Source organism: Kangiella sp. TOML190 (assembly GCF_023706045.1).
Lineage (GTDB): Bacteria > Pseudomonadota > Gammaproteobacteria > Enterobacterales > Kangiellaceae > Kangiella.
The window spans coordinates 114,999-131,684 of the sequence record NZ_BQYL01000001.1; the positions used below are offsets into that span (position 1 = coordinate 114,999).

Consider the following 16,686-nt stretch of genomic DNA (forward strand, 5'->3'; position numbering starts at 1 on the left):
TAATTCAAGGTTTTACGCCAATTCGGCTTTAGCAAGCCTAGCGAAACTTATATGTCAGCCAAAACCATGGATAAAGCTTACGATCCACAAGCTATTGAGCAAGATATTTATCAGCAATGGGAAGCAAAAAACTACTTTGCCTCGAACAGCAGCAACCAAGCTGGGCAAGATAGCTACTGCATCATGATCCCACCGCCCAATGTCACTGGCAGCTTGCACATGGGACACGCCTTCCAACATACCATTATGGATGCGCTGACACGCTACCACCGGATGAAAGGCGACAATACCTTGTGGCAGCCAGGTACCGATCATGCGGGGATAGCCACTCAAATGGTGGTAGAGCGCTTGTTGGGCGCTGAAAGTATAAGCCGCCACGATTTGGGGCGAGATAAATTCATCGAAAAAGTATGGCAATGGAAAGAAGAGTCTGGCGGCACCATCACTCGCCAGATGCGCCGACTTGGTGATTCCTGCGACTGGTCGCGCGAAGCCTTTACCATGGACGAGGATCTGTCGGGCGCCGTGCGCGAAGTTTTTGTCCAATTGTTCGAAGAAGGTTTGATCTACCGCGGGCAAAGGCTGGTGAACTGGGATCCAAAGTTATTAACTGCGGTTTCCGATCTGGAAGTGGAATCACACGAAGAAAACGGTTCTTTATGGCATTTGCGCTACCCCTTAGCTGATGGCTCAGGGCATTTAGTGGTCGCCACCACGCGCCCTGAAACCATGCTTGGCGATACCGCTGTTGCGGTACATCCCGATGATGAGCGCTACCAAGATTTGATTGGCAAAATGATTAAGTTGCCATTAACCGAGCGTGAAATTCCCATCATTGCTGACGAGTATGTGGAAAAAGATTTTGGTTCGGGTTGCGTTAAAATTACCCCAGCGCATGATTTTAACGATTATGAGATGGGGCAACGTCATGCTCTGCCGATGATCAATATCTTAACTAAAACTGCCCATTTAAATGACAATGCTCCTAGCGACTATCAAGGTCTGGATCGTTATGAGGCGCGTAAAAAAATCGTTGCAGATTTTGAGACTTTAGGTTTATTAGAAAAAATTGAGCCGCACAAATTGATGGTACCCAAAGGTGATCGCTCTGGTGTGGTGATCGAGCCCTACTTAACCGATCAATGGTATGTAAAAATTGCGCCCTTAGCTGAACCTGCGTTACAGGCGGTTAAAGATGGTGATATTAAATTTGTTCCAGAGAATTGGTCAAATACCTATTATCATTGGATGGAAAATATTCAAGACTGGTGCATTTCGCGTCAGCTCTGGTGGGGGCATCAAATCCCCGCTTGGTACGATCCTAACGGTAAAGTTTATGTGGGTCGTAGCGAACAAGAGGTGCGCGCAAAACATAATTTAGGTGAGATTAACTTAACCCGCGATCCGGACGTATTAGACACCTGGTTTTCCTCAGCGCTATGGCCTTTTGCCACTTTGGGATGGCCAGAAGAAAAACCCGAGCTTGAGACGTTTTTGCCGACCAATGTGTTGGTAACTGGTTTTGATATTATCTTTTTCTGGGTTGCCCGCATGATCATGATGGGCTTGAAATTTACTGGTAAGGTTCCGTTCAAGGAAATTTATATCACCGGTTTAATCCGCGATGAACAAGGCCAGAAGATGTCCAAATCCAAAGGCAACGTGCTCGATCCGATTGACTTAATCGATGGTATTGAATTAGAAGCATTAGTTGGCAAACGTACTTACGGCATGATGAATCCGCAAGCCGCAGAGAAAATTGCCAAACGTACCCGTAAGCAATTCCCAGAAGGGATCGCCTCTTACGGTACTGATGCAATGCGTTTTACCTTCTGCGCTATGGCTTCGACTTCGCGCGATATCAATTTTGACCTGAACCGAGTCGAAGGCTATCGGAATTTCTGTAATAAAATTTGGAACGCTGCTCGCTATGTCATGATGAATAGCGACGATCAAGACACCGGCCTAGGTTCTGAGGAAAAGGTATTGAGTCTTGCCGATCGCTGGATTTTAAGCGAATTTCAAAACACCATTAACCAATTTGAAAAAGCCATCGCCGGCTACCGTTTTGATATGGCATCCAATGCACTGTATGAATTTACTTGGAACACCTATTGCGATTGGTACTTGGAACTTTCCAAACCTATTCTGTATAGCGATGATTATTCTGCCGCAGAAAAACGTGGCACTCGCCATACTTTGGTGACGGTTTTAGAGCAGCTATTACGCTTACTGCATCCTTTTATGCCTTTTATCACCGAAGAAATTTGGCAAAAAGTTGCGCCTTTAGCTGGAGTAAGCGCCAACAGCGACAGCATTATGCTACAAAGTTTTCCGCAGTTTGACGCGACATTGGTCAACGAAGCTTCGCAAAAAGATATTGAGTGGCTTAAGAAAGTGATTATTGGAGTGCGCAATATTCGTGGCGAAATGAACATTGCCCCAGGTAAACCTTTGCAAGCTTTATTTCGAAATGGCTCCGAGCAAGATCAGCAGCGTTTAGAGCTTTACGCTAACTTCCTTAGCAAGCTGGCTAAACTTGAATCGACCCAATGGCTCAATGCTGGTGATCAAGCCCCCATGTCGGCAACCGCTTTAGCTGGCGAGATGGAAATCTTAATTCCAATGGCAGGCTTGATTGATGTTGAGCAAGAAATGGCGCGTCTTAGTAAAGAGCTGGAAAAAGTTAGCAAAGAGCAAGCGCGCATCAGTGGCAAACTTGCTAACCCTAACTTTGTGGATAAAGCACCCGCAGCAGTGGTTGATAAAGAAAAAGCCAAGCTTAGCGAAGTCGAGTCGAAGCTTAGTAAAATTAATGAGCAGCTCGCCAGTTTAGACAATTTATGAGTAAAGTGCTGTGGTTACTAATAGTGATTAGCAGTTTCAGCTTAATGGCCTGTCAAACTGGCATGCCGCCAAGCAAAACGCCAATTGCTAAAGCCACAGCTAACAACCACCATGGCACTTTCAAACTCGATAAAAATCAAAAAGCTGAAATTTGCCCTGAACTTACTGCCGGACAAACTCTTACGTTCGACTTTAAAGCTTCTCTGCCAGTGTTATTTAATTTTCATTACCACCAAGACTAAATACCGCTATTCGATTTCCGAATAATTATAAAACCCAAACCTAGACCATAAACCTAGACCATAAACCTAAATCATAAATTCTTGCGCTGGCTTGCGCATATTATATTGATTGCTCATTACATAGCCGTAAGCCCCTGCATTTTCAATCAGAATAATATCGCCCTCTTGAGTTTCTGGAAACGGAATTTCTATACCTAGTTTATCGGTACTTTCACAAATTGGACCAACGATAGTCGCCAGCTTGTTTTTTTCTGCTGACAACTTTGAAAAGTTCACAATTGGATGATAAGAACCGTATAAAGCTGGGCGCATTAATGAATTCATACCCGTATTAATCCCGACATAATAATAGTTTTGCTTTTGCTTTACTTGGGTAACCCTTGCCACCAAAACACCAGCATTAGCAATCAAATAGCGCCCCGGTTCAATCCAAAATTCGTAGCTAGGGTATTCAGATTTGACTGCTGATAGCGCTTGGTTAACCTGCCCTAAATTAAGCTCTTGTTGCTCATCTTTTTCTTTAATACCAAAACCACCACCTAAATTTAAGTATTTTACTTGTGCAAACTGTTGCGCTAAATCTGCTAATAAGCGAGCATGTTCCGCCCAATGCTCAGGACTTAAAATTCCACTGCCGGCATGTGCGTGCAAGCCCGTCACCGCAATTTCTTGTCTTTCGCAAATGGTTTTAACCTGCTCCAATTCATTAATGGGAATACCAAACTTAGAAGTGGCTCCAGCGGTTCGTACATTTTCATGATGGCCCTTACCAATGTTAGGATCGACTCGAAGGAAAATTCTTTTTTTGGCAAACAAGCTTGGCCACTCAATTAATGGATAGCTACTGTCGAGTGATAAGATAACACCCAGCTCTAAAGCGTCTTGATACTCAGTCTTACTGGCGAAATTTGGGGTATAAAAAATTCTTTGTCGATCCATCTCTGGAAGCAGTTCCAGCAGCCAGCGAATTTCATCAATCGAGACTGCTTCAAAGCCCAATCCTTGCTGATACACAGTCTGCAATACGGCTTGGTTGTTATTAGCTTTAACGGCAAAAAACACTCTATCCACCGAATTTACACTTTTGATATTACGAATATTCTTTTCAATTTGCTGCTGCTGATACAGGTAGGCGTTATCCTGTTGTGACAAGATCTGCTGAATTACTTGCTGCTGGTTTTGCCACCACTTATCCTCAGTTGCCACTTCTTTTTTGTGCAGCTCCGCAACAGTTGGCCCTAAAATAGCGCTGTTGGGATTGTTAGAAATTAACAGTTCATGCAAAGAAGCAATTACCTTGTCGCAATAATCGCTATCGATAACAAAGGTTAAATTGAGATCCGAAGCGGCTTGCGATAATAAATACACAGGATAAGTTTCAAAAATATTTAATGCCGGCGCAATTTTATGCAAAATAGCACGCACATTTTGCCCGACGATTGAAACCGCAGAACAATTTTCCATCACAGTTACGCGACAAATTTTGGTTAAATCCGTGGTTAGTTTTGTCAACCGTTTTTGGCTAATGACTTGGGTCAAACAGTCTAAAGTCACCGTTACATTGGTTTCTGAAGTCGAAACCAGATCTATCGATACTTGGTGTTTTTTGAAGATTTGAAATAAATCCGCCAAATAACCGGCTTGTTGCCACATACCCTGACTCTCCATTGAGATCAGAGTTACCCCTTGCTTGGCAGTAATGGCTTTGACAATCCCTTTATTGGTTTCCATATTGTGGATTTTAGTACCTTCAATTTCAGGGTGTAAGGTTGGGCGAATAAAAGTCGGGATTTGCGAATCGCGCACTGGCCGAATAGCACTTGGATGCAACACCTTAGCGCCAGCAGACGCCATCTCTTGCGCTTCGTTGTAATGCAATTGATTAAGCAAGCGAGCATTTTGAATTTGATTAGGATTAGCGGTAAAGATACCTTCAACATCAGTCCAGATTTCCAGTCGCTGAGCTAACAACTTAGCCGAAAAATAAGCCGCCGAAGTATCGGAGCCACCCCGTCCAGTAAGCACCGTTTCACCGTTTTCGTTACTGGCGATAAAGCCTTGAGTAATCACTAATTCACTAGTCTTAACAGCTGCCTGCAATGTTGCATCCGGCTGATAATCGCAAGTTACGGCCAAGTAGTCATCATCCGAGTGGCTTGTTAAATGCTCACGCGCATCCAGCCAATAAACCTTCCCCGCAAAAAGAATGTTCAGGTATGCATGTCCAATTTTAGTTGCCCAAAGCTCACCCTGCGCCATAACGCTCGCTTTCATCCGATCAGAGACTTCACCCAGCAAGATAATACCGTCAAAGATTTTTTTTAAGCTTTGATAGCTATCTTGCAAAAGCTTTTCAGACAATCCTAACTCCTGAATTAAACTTTGGTGTTGTTTGACCAGCTGCTCAAATCCGTATTCAAACTTGTCACTATCACCTCGAGTAGCTACTTCCAATAAGACTTCAAGTTGATTCGAAACTCCGCTTAAGGCCGAATGCACTATTAATAGCTTATTATTGTTACCCTGTTTTTGCTGAAGGACCTTCGCAATATTTTGCCAGTTGCTTTTACTGGAAACACTGGTTCCACCAAATTTTAAAACTTGCCATTGCGCTTGCATACCCATGCTGTTACCTACTTAATTTCAATTAATCTTCAATACGAAAAAACCCGCAGAGGTATTAGCCTGTGCGGGTTTTTTAAATCTTTTGCTTAACTACCAAACACAGGAAATCCAGACACTAGGTTTTAGTGTCTTCTTAACGCTTTTCTTTGCTTGGATACAGTTCAAGTTCATGGCTTTAGTCTAATTTATCAAAACCAGATGTCAATGATATTTTTATGATTTCAATTTGAAGCGCTTGTTTTTAAAAAAAGTCTTTAGTTGCTCACTTGCCTCTTGATGCATCAAACCTGACTCCAATTGACACTGATGATTAAACTCATTCTGTTGCAAGATATTCAATACCGAACCTGCCGCCCCTGTTCGCGGATCACTAGTAGCGAACACCACGCGACTAACTCGGGCATGTACCAAAGCCATTGCACACATAGCGCAGGGTTCAAGTGTGACGTATAGGGTGGTATCCACTAAGCGGTAATTTTGCAGCTTGTTACCCGCTTGACGCAAAGCGATTATCTCAGCATGAGCAGAAGGATCGTGATTTAAGATCGGCTGATTAAAACCTTCCGCAATAATCTTATCATCCTTAACCAAGACAGCGCCCACTGGCACCTCTCCCTTGCCTTCAGCTAAAGCTGCCAGCTCCAACGCCCGCTGCATAAATTGATGGTCAGTATGAGAAAAGTCGTCCATTGAATTAAGTTAATTTATTTAGAGGAAAAATAGGATTTTGTAGATTATAGAAGGCAAAAAACCGCGCAAAGAGGGAGTGTACACTTAGTACATGACCGATTGAGTAGGTTATTAACGCACTAGAATCTGCAAAAGACATTTTTAATCAAATAAATTCTATTCCCACTCAATAGTTGCTGGGGGTTTACTGGATATATCGTATGTTACACGGGATATCCCATCCACCTCATTGATAATTCGACCAGAAACCAGCTCTAAGAACTCGTAAGGCAAGTGCGCCCACCGCGCAGTCATAAAATCAATCGTTTCTACTGCACGCAAAGCCACTACATAATCGTATTTACGGCCATCGCCCATGACTCCCACCGAACGCACTGGTAAGAAGACGGTAAAAGATTGACTGGTTTTATGGTACAGGTCGTGCTTGTACAACTCTTCAATAAAGATGGCATCGGCTTTACGCAATAAATCCGCATATTCCTTTTTCACTTCACCCAAGATACGCACCCCAAGGCCTGGGCCCGGGAATGGGTGGCGATAGAGCATGTCATACGGCAAGCCTAACTCCAGACCAATTTTGCGTACTTCATCTTTAAACAATTCACGCAATGGCTCTACTAATTTAAGCTCCATATCCTCGGGCAGACCGCCGACATTATGGTGCGATTTAATCACATGGGCTTTACCCGTTTTAGCGCCAGCGGATTCGATTACGTCAGGGTAAATAGTACCCTGTGCTAGCCATTTAGCATTCACCAATTTTTTCGATTCTTCATCAAAAATATCAACAAACACTTTACCGATAATTTTACGTTTAGCTTCTGGCTCATCAACGCCCTTTAACTCACCTAAAAACCTATCTTCAGCATCAACCCGAATAATATTTAGGCCAAACTTGCCTGCAAACATATCCATCACCTGATCGCCTTCGTTTAAACGCAGCAAACCATTATCAACAAATACGCAGGTTAACTTATCACCGATGGCTCTGTGCAGTAGCATTGCGGTAACTGATGAATCTACACCGCCAGATAAACCTAATACCACTTCTTCATCGCCAACTTGCTGTTTAATTTGTTCAATCGCATCGTCAATAATATTGGCCGATGTCCACAATTTTTCACAGCCGCAAATATCCGAAACAAAGCGCTCTAAAATACGACCACCTTGTTTGGTGTGAGTCACCTCGGCGTGAAATTGAATACCATAAAAAGGTTTTTCTTGGTGCGCCATTGCTGCAATCGGCGCATTATCACTCGATGCAATAATGTCAAAATCAGTTGGTACTTCATGCACCTTATCACCATGACTCATCCAAACATCAAGGATAGCTTTGCTGCCTTCGATACGATCTTCAATCCCTTTAAATAGCACATTGTCAGTCGCGATGACTTCAGCATAACCAAACTCACGTTTTTCCGAAGAGCCAACACGACCACCAAACTGATGCGCCATAGTTTGCATACCATAGCAAATACCCAATACTGGTACGCCTAATTCAAATATTAGTTGCGGCGCGCGTGGCGTATTATCGCCCATGACCGATTCAGGACCGCCGGAAAGAATAACCCCTTTAGGGTTAAATTCACGAATAAATTCATCACTAATGTCGAAAGGCACCAACTCACAATAAACCCCAATCTCACGCACACGGCGTGCAATCAATTGAGTATATTGAGAACCAAAATCTAAAATTAGAACTCGATGATCATGAATATTCGCTTGCATCAGCTTTACCTTTATTTCGGTTATTTCACAGTTAAAAATCTTAAATCAAAAAACCGCAGCCTCACTGCGGTTCTTTCTATTTCACTTCTATCCTTACACTTCTCAAAAAATATCCGATACCGAGAAGCAATAAAATTGTGTGAGTTCGCGGCAAATTTTAAAGAGGCTGCGCAGTTTACTTTTAGTAAATGAGCATGACCGATTTAAAATTTAACAAAGAAATCGCCCAATTTTAGCCGCTTATCGACGGTAGTTCGGAGCTTCTTTAGTTATGGTCACATCATGCACATGGCTCTCACTCATGCCCGCATTCGTTACTCGCACAAACTCCGCTTTATTACGCATTTCGTCAATAGTTGCGCAACCGGTCAAGCCCATACTTGAGCGCAAACCACCCATCATCTGATGAATAATCTGGTTCATAGCACCTTTGTAGGGTACTCGCCCTTCGATGCCTTCTGGAACCAGTTTATCGGCAGCATTGGAGCTTTGAAAATAACGATCCGCCGAACTGTTTTTTTGGTTCATTGCGCCAAGCGAACCCATGCCACGATACGACTTATAGGAGCGGCCTTGATACAGCTCTACTTCGCCTGGAGCTTCTTCGGTACCGGCCAACATGGAGCCTACCATCACACAATAAGCGCCTGCAGCTAAAGCTTTACAAATATCACCAGAGAAGCGCACACCGCCATCGGCAATAAAAGGAACACCAGAGCCTTTTAGCTCGCGGGCTACGTTGGAGATTGCCGAAATTTGCGGAACACCAACGCCAGTTACGATACGAGTGGTACAAATCGAACCTGGACCAATACCAACTTTTACTGCATCAGCGCCAGCGTCAACTAGCGCACGAGCACCGGCAGCAGTAGCAATATTGCCGCCAATAACTTGCTTATGAGAATACTTTTGTTTAACCCACTTCACCTTGTCTAACACGCCTTGTGAGTGACCGTGCGAAGTGTCCACCAGAATAATATCAACGCCTGCTTCGATCAGAGCTTCCACTCGATCTTCGGTATCGACACCAGTGCCGACTGCCGCACCAACGCGCAAATGGCCTTCACGATCTTTACAAGCATTTGGCTTGTTTTCAGCATTACGAATATCTTTAACGGTGATCAAACCTTTTAAATCGAAAGCATCATCCACCACCAAGACCTTTTCAATACGGTGCTTGTGTAATTTCTCTAAAACTTCTTGGTTAGAAGCATTCTCTTTAACCGTGACCAAACGCTCTTTCGGCGTCATCACATTCGAGATAGGCTGCTCAAGATTGGTCTCAAAACGAATATCGCGGTTAGTCACAATCCCCACAAGCTGATCGCCATCAACCACTGGCATACCTGAAATTCCATGACGCTCAGTCATAGCTTTAACTTCGCCAATGGTGGTATTCGGTGGAATGGTAATAGGATCTTTAACAATACCGCTTTCGAATTTCTTAACGCGACGGACATTGGCCGCCTGTTCTTCGATGGTCATGTTTTTATGAATAAAACCAATGCCACCCTCTTGCGCCAAAGCGATCGCCAAACGCGCTTCGGTTACCGTATCCATAGCGGCGGAAACTAAAGGAATATTCAAAGAAAAGTCGCGCGTGATTTGGGTGCGTAAGTCCGCATCCGCAGGTAGTACGGTCGAATGACCCGGTACTAATAAAACGTCGTCAAAGGTTAGAGCTTCCTCTATAATGCGCATATTATTTACCCTATTAACATGGGGTTACCACGTATTATTTGCCAGCTTTTCGCCCTGAATTAGGCCGCTCTGGCTTGATGAAGCGCGTTATTATACCTTTTTAGTTAATACTAGGTAAACAAAAATAATCGACAAATTTAGGCCCATTTAAATAACCTTATAGATTATGATCCAGCCACTTTTACAGCCGCAAGAACCAAAAGAAACTAGAAAAGTCTTTTCCGTTTCTGAAATGGCCCTGACCATTCGCCGTCAACTAGAGCGTGAAATTGGCCAAATCTGGATAACGGGTGAAATTTCCAATTTTATGCAACCTGCTTCTGGCCACTGGTATTTCACGCTAAAAGACAGCAATGCCCAGCTCAAATGCGCCATTTTCAAAAATCGTAACCGCGCAGCACGCTTTACCCCGGAAGATGGTCAACAGGTGCTAATTCGAGCAAAATTAAGCCTGTATGAGCCGCGCGGTGATCTACAGCTGATTGGCGAATATATTGAGCCTGCTGGCGAAGGCGCACTACAAGTGGCCTTTAATCGGCTCAAAGAAAAGCTCAAAGCTAAAGGCTTATTCGATTCAGCGCGTAAAAAGCCGATCCCCAAAGTGCCTCAGAAAATTGGCATCGTAACTTCCGCCAGTGGCGCAGCTATCAGGGACGTTCTAACGGTGCTTAAGCGCCGTATGCCGCAAGTGCCCGTAATCATTTACCCCAGCTTGGTACAAGGTGATAAAGCGGCAGCTAATCTCATTCAGCAAATCGAAAAAGCTAATCAAGATAATATTTGTGATGTGCTGCTGGTTACTCGTGGTGGCGGCTCGCTAGAGGATATGTGGTGTTTTAATGATGAAGCCTTAGCCGAAGCTATCTTTGCCAGCGAATTACCGATGGTTTCCGCAGTTGGGCATGAAGTAGATATCTCCATCAGCGATATGGTGGCCGATTTACGCGCACCAACGCCATCAGCCGCCGCTGAGTTACTGGTGCCTGATCAATCCGACTATCGTCAACAACTTAATCAGCTCAAAAGGCGTCTGGTTAATGAAACTCAGCATAAACTTGAAGTGACTCAAGCGTTACTCGATCGGTTAACGGCGCAAATTGTCCACCCCAAACAAACTCTAATTGAAAGCCGCGCTGAACTCCGAGAGCTAACCCAAAACTTATTAGTCGCTTTTAGGGAGCTGATAACCGAAAGCTCCAGTGATTTAATCGACTTAAATTACCGACTACAAGCTTTTGATCCGCAATTTGAGTTAGAGCAAAAAAAAGACGATTTGGCTCTAAGCAAAGACCAGTTGATAGCAGCATTTAAAGCCCTGCTCAAAGACAAGCAACAACAAATGGCGCTGTCCATGCAACAGCTCAATGATTTTAGTCCTTTAGCGACCCTGAAACGCGGCTATACCATTACTGAAAATGAATCAGGCAAACCTCTAACCTCAGTAAAACAAGCGCAAAAAGCAAAACGCTTAACAACGAAGTTTGCAGATGGGGAAATAATCAGTCTAATCAAGGGTCATGACGGTGACTAAGAGCTTATTCTTCTGCTGCTTCATCTTCTCGATATAAATGCACATCCCTTTGTGGGAACGGGATTGAGATGCCCTCTTTATCAAAGCGCATTTTCACTTCTCGGGTCACGTCCCAATAAACTTCCCAATAGTCAGTAGTGCGAACCCAAGGGCGCACAATAAAATTAACCGAAGAATCCCCTAGTTCATGCAAACGAATATTCGGCTCTGGCTTTTTTAACACCTGTTCGTGTTCATCCAAAATTTCATGCAAAACTTTTTCTGCATGCTCAATATCATCGTCATAGCCAATACCAAACACCATATCAACGCGGCGGACTTTTTGGGCTGTCACATTTTTGATCACATCACCCCAGATCTTATTGTTTGGGATCACTAAGGTTTGGTTATCAAAAGTCGTAATGGTAGTAGAAACCAAGCTCATTTTCTTAACCAATCCAGACACACCTGCTACTTCGACAAAATCGTCCACATCATAAGGCCGGTACAAAATGATCATACCACCGGCGGCAAAATTACCTAGGGTTTCTTGCAGTGCAAAACCCACGATAAAGCCAGCAACCCCTAAACCGGCTAACATCGGTGCTAAGGAGATCCCTACCAGCGATAAAGCAATAAAAATACCCACCAGCATTATCATGCCACTGGCGAGCGAAGACAGGGTATCTTTCATTAGGGTTGAAACTTGCCGTTTGGAGCGCTCACTAGCGGCTATCATGCCTCGCTTAACCGCTTTTCCTAGTGCTCGAAAGACAAATATCACCAGAATAAAAATAAAAACATTAAATAATAAGTCAGGGCCTTTATTAACAAAATATTGGCGGGTCGACTGCCAACTTTCACTCATCAAATCAACCAAAATGTCACTTTCAATATCACTTACGGAAATAGTGCCGCCTTCTTGCAATAGTACGGATTTGTAGCTGGATGTATTCTGACCTAATTTTTCTAGAACGTCAGAAACCTTTTGTAATCGCTCCAGATCTTCACTACTCATGGTATTGAATTGATTTATAGTCGCCGATAAATCAGTATTAGTAGAATCTTGTTGCAGCTGATTGGCTAATTTTTCAGAAGCGGAATTAGCAAACTTAATTCGGCCAACTAAGGTTTCGGCGTTTAAGAACAATATTCGAGCGAGCTTTTCTTTTAAGTCCGTCGCTGGCAGCCCTAACGACTTCCTATCTTCGATCAAGTCCGCAGCTGCTTGATAAGCCTGAATACGAACGTCTTTTAGAGCAGACAAGTAGGCTTCCATCAAAAAACGCTCCGAACCTGTTAGGGTTTGCAGCTTGGTAGTCATTTCATCAATTAACATACTTAATTCTGACGAACGCTCAAAGATCAAGTCAGGAACATCTGAAAATTCGTTACCGAAACGCTCAGCGACCGCTTGGCGTAACTCGCTATCTTCTGGAAGTTTGGCTGCGGCTTTAGCCAGCGCACCAAGATCTTGCAACAATCTAAAGCCGACCGTATCACGGCGATACATAAAAATATCTTGATCCGATTTGGGAGCTTTCTTTAGTTCATTACTAAGACGTCTAAAGTCTTCAATGCGCAGGTTTAGCTGCTGAGTCAAGTTATTGATCTGCTCAACATCACTACTAATTTCATCTGTAGTATCGACTTCTTCTACTTTTTTTTTGGTTTTATAAGGAATATCTTGGCTAGCAGCACTGAGTGGGTAAGCGACAACAAGCAAGTTGAAGAACAAAAGTGATAACAAACAATTGCGAATAGATTCGAGCATAAAAACTTCCTTGGCTAATTAACTCTTCAATTTAAGCTCAACCCGTAGGTACGCCAATACAGCCAGAAGCCTATCAACTGAAAGCTTCCTTAGAAATATCTTACACATTTTTGAAGATTTGACCAATTGCTCGGCATAAGCACGCGCCATAGTCGATCATGAAATAAACTTTAACAAAGCGATAGAACAGAAATGAGCAGGACTGATGCTGCAACTTAATCCATTAAAACAACTACTTTTTACCAAATTTTTTAATGGCTCTTTTACGTTTGAGTCTTTGTCGGCGGGTAATTTCGTTTTTACGACCTTTAAAGGGATTATCACCCTCTTTAAGTTCTAGTCTAATGGGGGTGCCAATCAATTTTAGTTTATTCCTAAAGAAGTTGATCAAATAGCGTTTATAACTATCACCCAACTTAGAACAAGCAGTACCGTGAATCACGATAATGGGCGGGTTATGGCCACCCGGATGGGCATAGCGTAGTTTCACTCGACGACCTTTAATCATCGGCGGCTGATGTTTTTCATAGGCTTCTTCGAGCAGCTTGGTCAACTGCGAAGCAGTCATTTCGACTTGTGCTGACTCCCAAGCTTCATCTACAGATTCCCACAAATGACCAACGTTTGAGCCATGTAGCGCAGAGATAAAATGAATCTTGGCAAAATCAATAAAACCTAAGCGACGATCGATTTCTTGCTTAACTTCATCACGATCCTCTTCTGTCATGCCATCCCACTTATTAATGGCAATCACCATCGAGCGGCCGGCATCAACAATATAACTAATCAAACTTAAATCCTGATCGGTGATCGGCTCACGCGCATCCATCACCATAATGGCAACATTCGAGTCATTAATGGCTTGTAAGGTTTTTAACACCGAAAACTTTTCTACCGCTTCTTTAACCTTGCCACGACGACGTACCCCCGCCGTATCGATCAAAGTATAATTTTTATCGCGGCGTTCCATTTCGATATATATCGAGTCGCGAGTGGTTCCAGGCATATCGTAAACCACCACCCGATCTTCACCCAAGAAGCGGTTTACCAAGGTAGATTTACCGACGTTTGGACGGCCAACAATCGATAATTTGACGCCTTGCGCGGTGTCTTCGGGCTCTGCATCAGGATCGAGTTCTGCTAGCTCAAGTTGCTCAAAAATATTGTCAATTACATTATTGACGCCGCGACCATGAGCCGCAGCCAGCGGCAAGACGTGCTCATAACCCAAACTATAATATTCAGCCATGGCCGCTTCTTCGTGCACACCATCAACTTTATTGACTAGCATCAAGACTGGCTTATTTTGACGACGCAAATGCTCAGAAACGAATTCATCCGCACCGGTCATGCCAGTGCGAGCATCGACTAAAAATAAAACAATATCGGCTTCATTAATCGCTTGTAGTGATTGTTCCGCCATCAAGCCGTCGATACCTTCTTCATCCCCAGCAATACCTCCGGTATCGACCACAATGAACTTTTGACCTTTTAAAGTCGCCTGTCCATACTGACGATCGCGGGTAAGCCCTGGTAAGTTCGCTACCAAGGCATCACGAGATTTTGTGAGTCGATTAAAGAGTGTCGATTTGCCGACATTAGGGCGGCCAACCAAGGCGATTACGGGTAACATATTAGAGGTACCGAAGTATTAGCAATAACCTATTCCGAATCCATTACAGCTTCAGTATCGATAGGCTTAAAATTAGGATTCTTAAAGGCATATAAATAGCCGTAGCGACTGGTGGCATAGATCATCTCAGGAGTAACGATAGGAGTACCGGCAACACCATAATCATCAAGGTGAGTTCGAGCGACGATTTCGCCAGTAGCTTTATCCAGCCAGTGTAAATAGCCTTCAAAGTCGCCTACCACAATAGTATTACCATTATCCGCAGCAGCGGTTAAGTTACGGTATTTCAAAGCTTCTGATTTCCAAACGGGGTCGCCCGATTGGCGATCCAAAGCTTCCACTTCACCGTCCGTATTAATCAAATACACTTTTAGACTATCTACTAAAGGATCGCGCAGAACTGATGTCGAATGGCGCCATAAAAAACGACCATTTTGTAAGTCCAAAGCAATCGCATAGCCATCAAAGCCTGCTGCATATAAGTTGCTACCATAAATCACTGGACTTGCGTCAACATCAACAATTCGCGAAATATCCGAACTACCGCGAGGAGTCGAAAGGCGCTGTTCCCATAGCAAATCACCGTTTTCAATATTGAAAGTCGCGATTTTACCGTTAGCAAAACCTGATACCGCAATACCACCAATTGCCACTGGACTGGAAGTTCCGCGTAAAGTCAGCTTTGGCAAAACCCTATCGTAAAACCATAGCTGCTTACCGCTAGTAATATCCAAGCCAAAAATACGACCATCGGCAGTCCGAACCACTACTTTGCCGCTATCAATCGCTGGCGGTGCTAATACTTCACTAGAGACTTCAACTTTCCACTGCTCGGAGCCATCATTAACGTCGAGCAAAATCACTTCAGCGTTTTTAGTTCCTAAAGCAATCACCCCACCATTAGCAGTTACGCCGCCGGATAATTCCAGCCCGAACTCTTTTTCCCACAACAAATCACCGCTAACTTTATCGTAAGCAGTAACTAAACCCGTAGGATCAGCGGTAATGATTTTATCTTGCCAAATCGCCGGGATTAGACTATTAAACTGACCATCATCACTATTACCAATGACTTCTCGCCATTGACGATCCAGCTCAAATTTTTCCTCAATATCCGCTAACTCGGTTGGCTCATTCAAAGGAGCATCAGCACAAGCTGCCAGCAAAGCAATTGAGCTTGCTAAAGTTAAGGATTTTAACCAATGAGCTTTATTCTTTTTGTGTGACATAGATTTTTCCTACGAAAGTGTCAGTTCGATGGTTCAAGTTAGAGCTTAAAACGGCGCAAACTACTCGATACCAAATTCAGTTAATCGCAGCGCCAATAAAGGGCTGGTAAAGCCTTCCGAAGCCTCTTTGGCTTGCTTAAACATGGCAATGGCTTCATCTTTTTTATCTTGCCCTAACAAGGCTTCTGCTTGAATATATTTGCTAGTGGCCTGATGGGCATCAGCAGTGACTGATTTAGCCACAGTTACCGCTTCGGCAAACTTTTCTTGTTGCAACAAAACCCGCGCTAAGCGAATTGTCGCCGTCGCTTTATAGGTGCTATTACCTTTGTCAGCGACCCAGCGCAATTGTTCCGCAGCTTCGTCCAATTTATTCTGCTCAACATACTGCTGAGCTAACTTTAAGGCCGCCATTGAAGCATAACTGCTGTCCGCATAGTCTTTAATCAGCTGATTAGCTTGCTCCACAAACTGTGGGTTTTCCGTTTGACCGGCTTGGATACTTTGCATCGCCGCAGCGTAAGCTTCTGAAGCTTGCTCTGCCTGCACTCTTTGCTGATCTTGATAATATCTCCAACCAAACAAACCACCAAAACCAATAATTGCCCCTAAAATAATGGCGCTACCATTTTCTTTCCAAAAATTCTTAATCGCTTCAACTTGTTGTTCTTCAGTTTCATAAGCCATGAATGGCCTCCTACATCTTT

General features: G+C 43.7%; 11 protein-coding genes. 3 read left to right on the plus strand and 8 right to left on the minus strand.

Translation table 11 applies throughout. The features are described 5' to 3' along the window. The first annotated feature begins 66 nt into the window (after window positions 1-66). Together NFS34_RS00535 and NFS34_RS00540 are read left to right on the plus strand one after the other, a co-directional pair. Window positions 67-2,847 carry a valine--tRNA ligase gene (locus NFS34_RS00535; protein WP_376707946.1) on the plus strand — a complete coding sequence of 927 codons (2,781 nt, stop codon included), beginning with the start codon at window positions 67-69 and terminating at the stop codon, window positions 2,845-2,847. A 44-nt stretch (window positions 2,848-2,891) separates the two neighbouring features. Continuing rightward, entirely contained in the window at window positions 2,892-3,089 is a 198-nt protein-coding gene (locus tag NFS34_RS00540; RefSeq protein WP_251357887.1) for a hypothetical protein, read from the plus strand. Window positions 3,090-3,155: 66 nt separating this feature from the next. Here the strand turns inward: NFS34_RS00540 and NFS34_RS00545 are convergent, their stop codons facing one another. The 4 genes from NFS34_RS00545 to guaB form a co-directional block, all read right to left on the minus strand. Continuing rightward, a complete protein-coding gene (locus NFS34_RS00545) occupies window positions 3,156-5,714 on the minus strand; it encodes a bifunctional aspartate kinase/diaminopimelate decarboxylase (RefSeq protein ID WP_251357888.1) in 2,559 nt (852 codons plus the stop codon). A 213-nt stretch (window positions 5,715-5,927) separates the two neighbouring features. After that, window positions 5,928-6,404 carry a tRNA adenosine(34) deaminase TadA gene (tadA, locus tag NFS34_RS00550; RefSeq protein ID WP_251357889.1) on the minus strand — a complete coding sequence of 159 codons (477 nt, stop codon included), beginning with the start codon at window positions 6,402-6,404 and terminating at the stop codon, window positions 5,928-5,930. A 156-nt stretch (window positions 6,405-6,560) separates the two neighbouring features. Further along, window positions 6,561-8,132: a glutamine-hydrolyzing GMP synthase gene (guaA, locus tag NFS34_RS00555; protein ID WP_251357890.1), complete on the minus strand. Its 1,572-nt coding sequence runs from the start codon at window positions 8,130-8,132 to the stop codon at window positions 6,561-6,563. Between the two features lie 240 nt (window positions 8,133-8,372). Continuing rightward, the gene (gene guaB, locus NFS34_RS00560; protein WP_251357891.1) at window positions 8,373-9,833 is read right to left on the minus strand and encodes an IMP dehydrogenase; all 1,461 of its coding nucleotides are present in this window, start codon (window positions 9,831-9,833) and stop codon (window positions 8,373-8,375) included. Between the two features lie 166 nt (window positions 9,834-9,999). Between guaB and xseA the strand changes: the two genes are divergently transcribed. Continuing rightward, the gene (xseA, locus tag NFS34_RS00565) at window positions 10,000-11,364 is read left to right on the plus strand and encodes an exodeoxyribonuclease VII large subunit (protein ID WP_251357892.1); all 1,365 of its coding nucleotides are present in this window, start codon (window positions 10,000-10,002) and stop codon (window positions 11,362-11,364) included. A gap of 4 nt (window positions 11,365-11,368) precedes the next feature. On the opposite strand, the gene NFS34_RS00570 is transcribed toward xseA, so the two are convergent. From NFS34_RS00570 to NFS34_RS00585, 4 genes are all read right to left on the minus strand, one after another. Next, the gene (locus tag NFS34_RS00570) at window positions 11,369-13,117 is read right to left on the minus strand and encodes a mechanosensitive ion channel family protein (RefSeq protein WP_251357893.1); all 1,749 of its coding nucleotides are present in this window, start codon (window positions 13,115-13,117) and stop codon (window positions 11,369-11,371) included. Between the two features lie 232 nt (window positions 13,118-13,349). Further along, entirely contained in the window at window positions 13,350-14,750 is a 1,401-nt protein-coding gene (gene der, locus NFS34_RS00575; protein WP_251357894.1) for a ribosome biogenesis GTPase Der, read from the minus strand. Between the two features lie 29 nt (window positions 14,751-14,779). Then, the gene (bamB, locus tag NFS34_RS00580; RefSeq protein WP_251357895.1) at window positions 14,780-15,979 is read right to left on the minus strand and encodes an outer membrane protein assembly factor BamB; all 1,200 of its coding nucleotides are present in this window, start codon (window positions 15,977-15,979) and stop codon (window positions 14,780-14,782) included. A 60-nt stretch (window positions 15,980-16,039) separates the two neighbouring features. Next, complete coding sequence (locus NFS34_RS00585; RefSeq protein ID WP_251357896.1) at window positions 16,040-16,666, minus strand: tetratricopeptide repeat protein; 627 nt, start codon at window positions 16,664-16,666, stop codon at window positions 16,040-16,042. Between the last annotated feature and the right edge of the window lie 20 nt (window positions 16,667-16,686).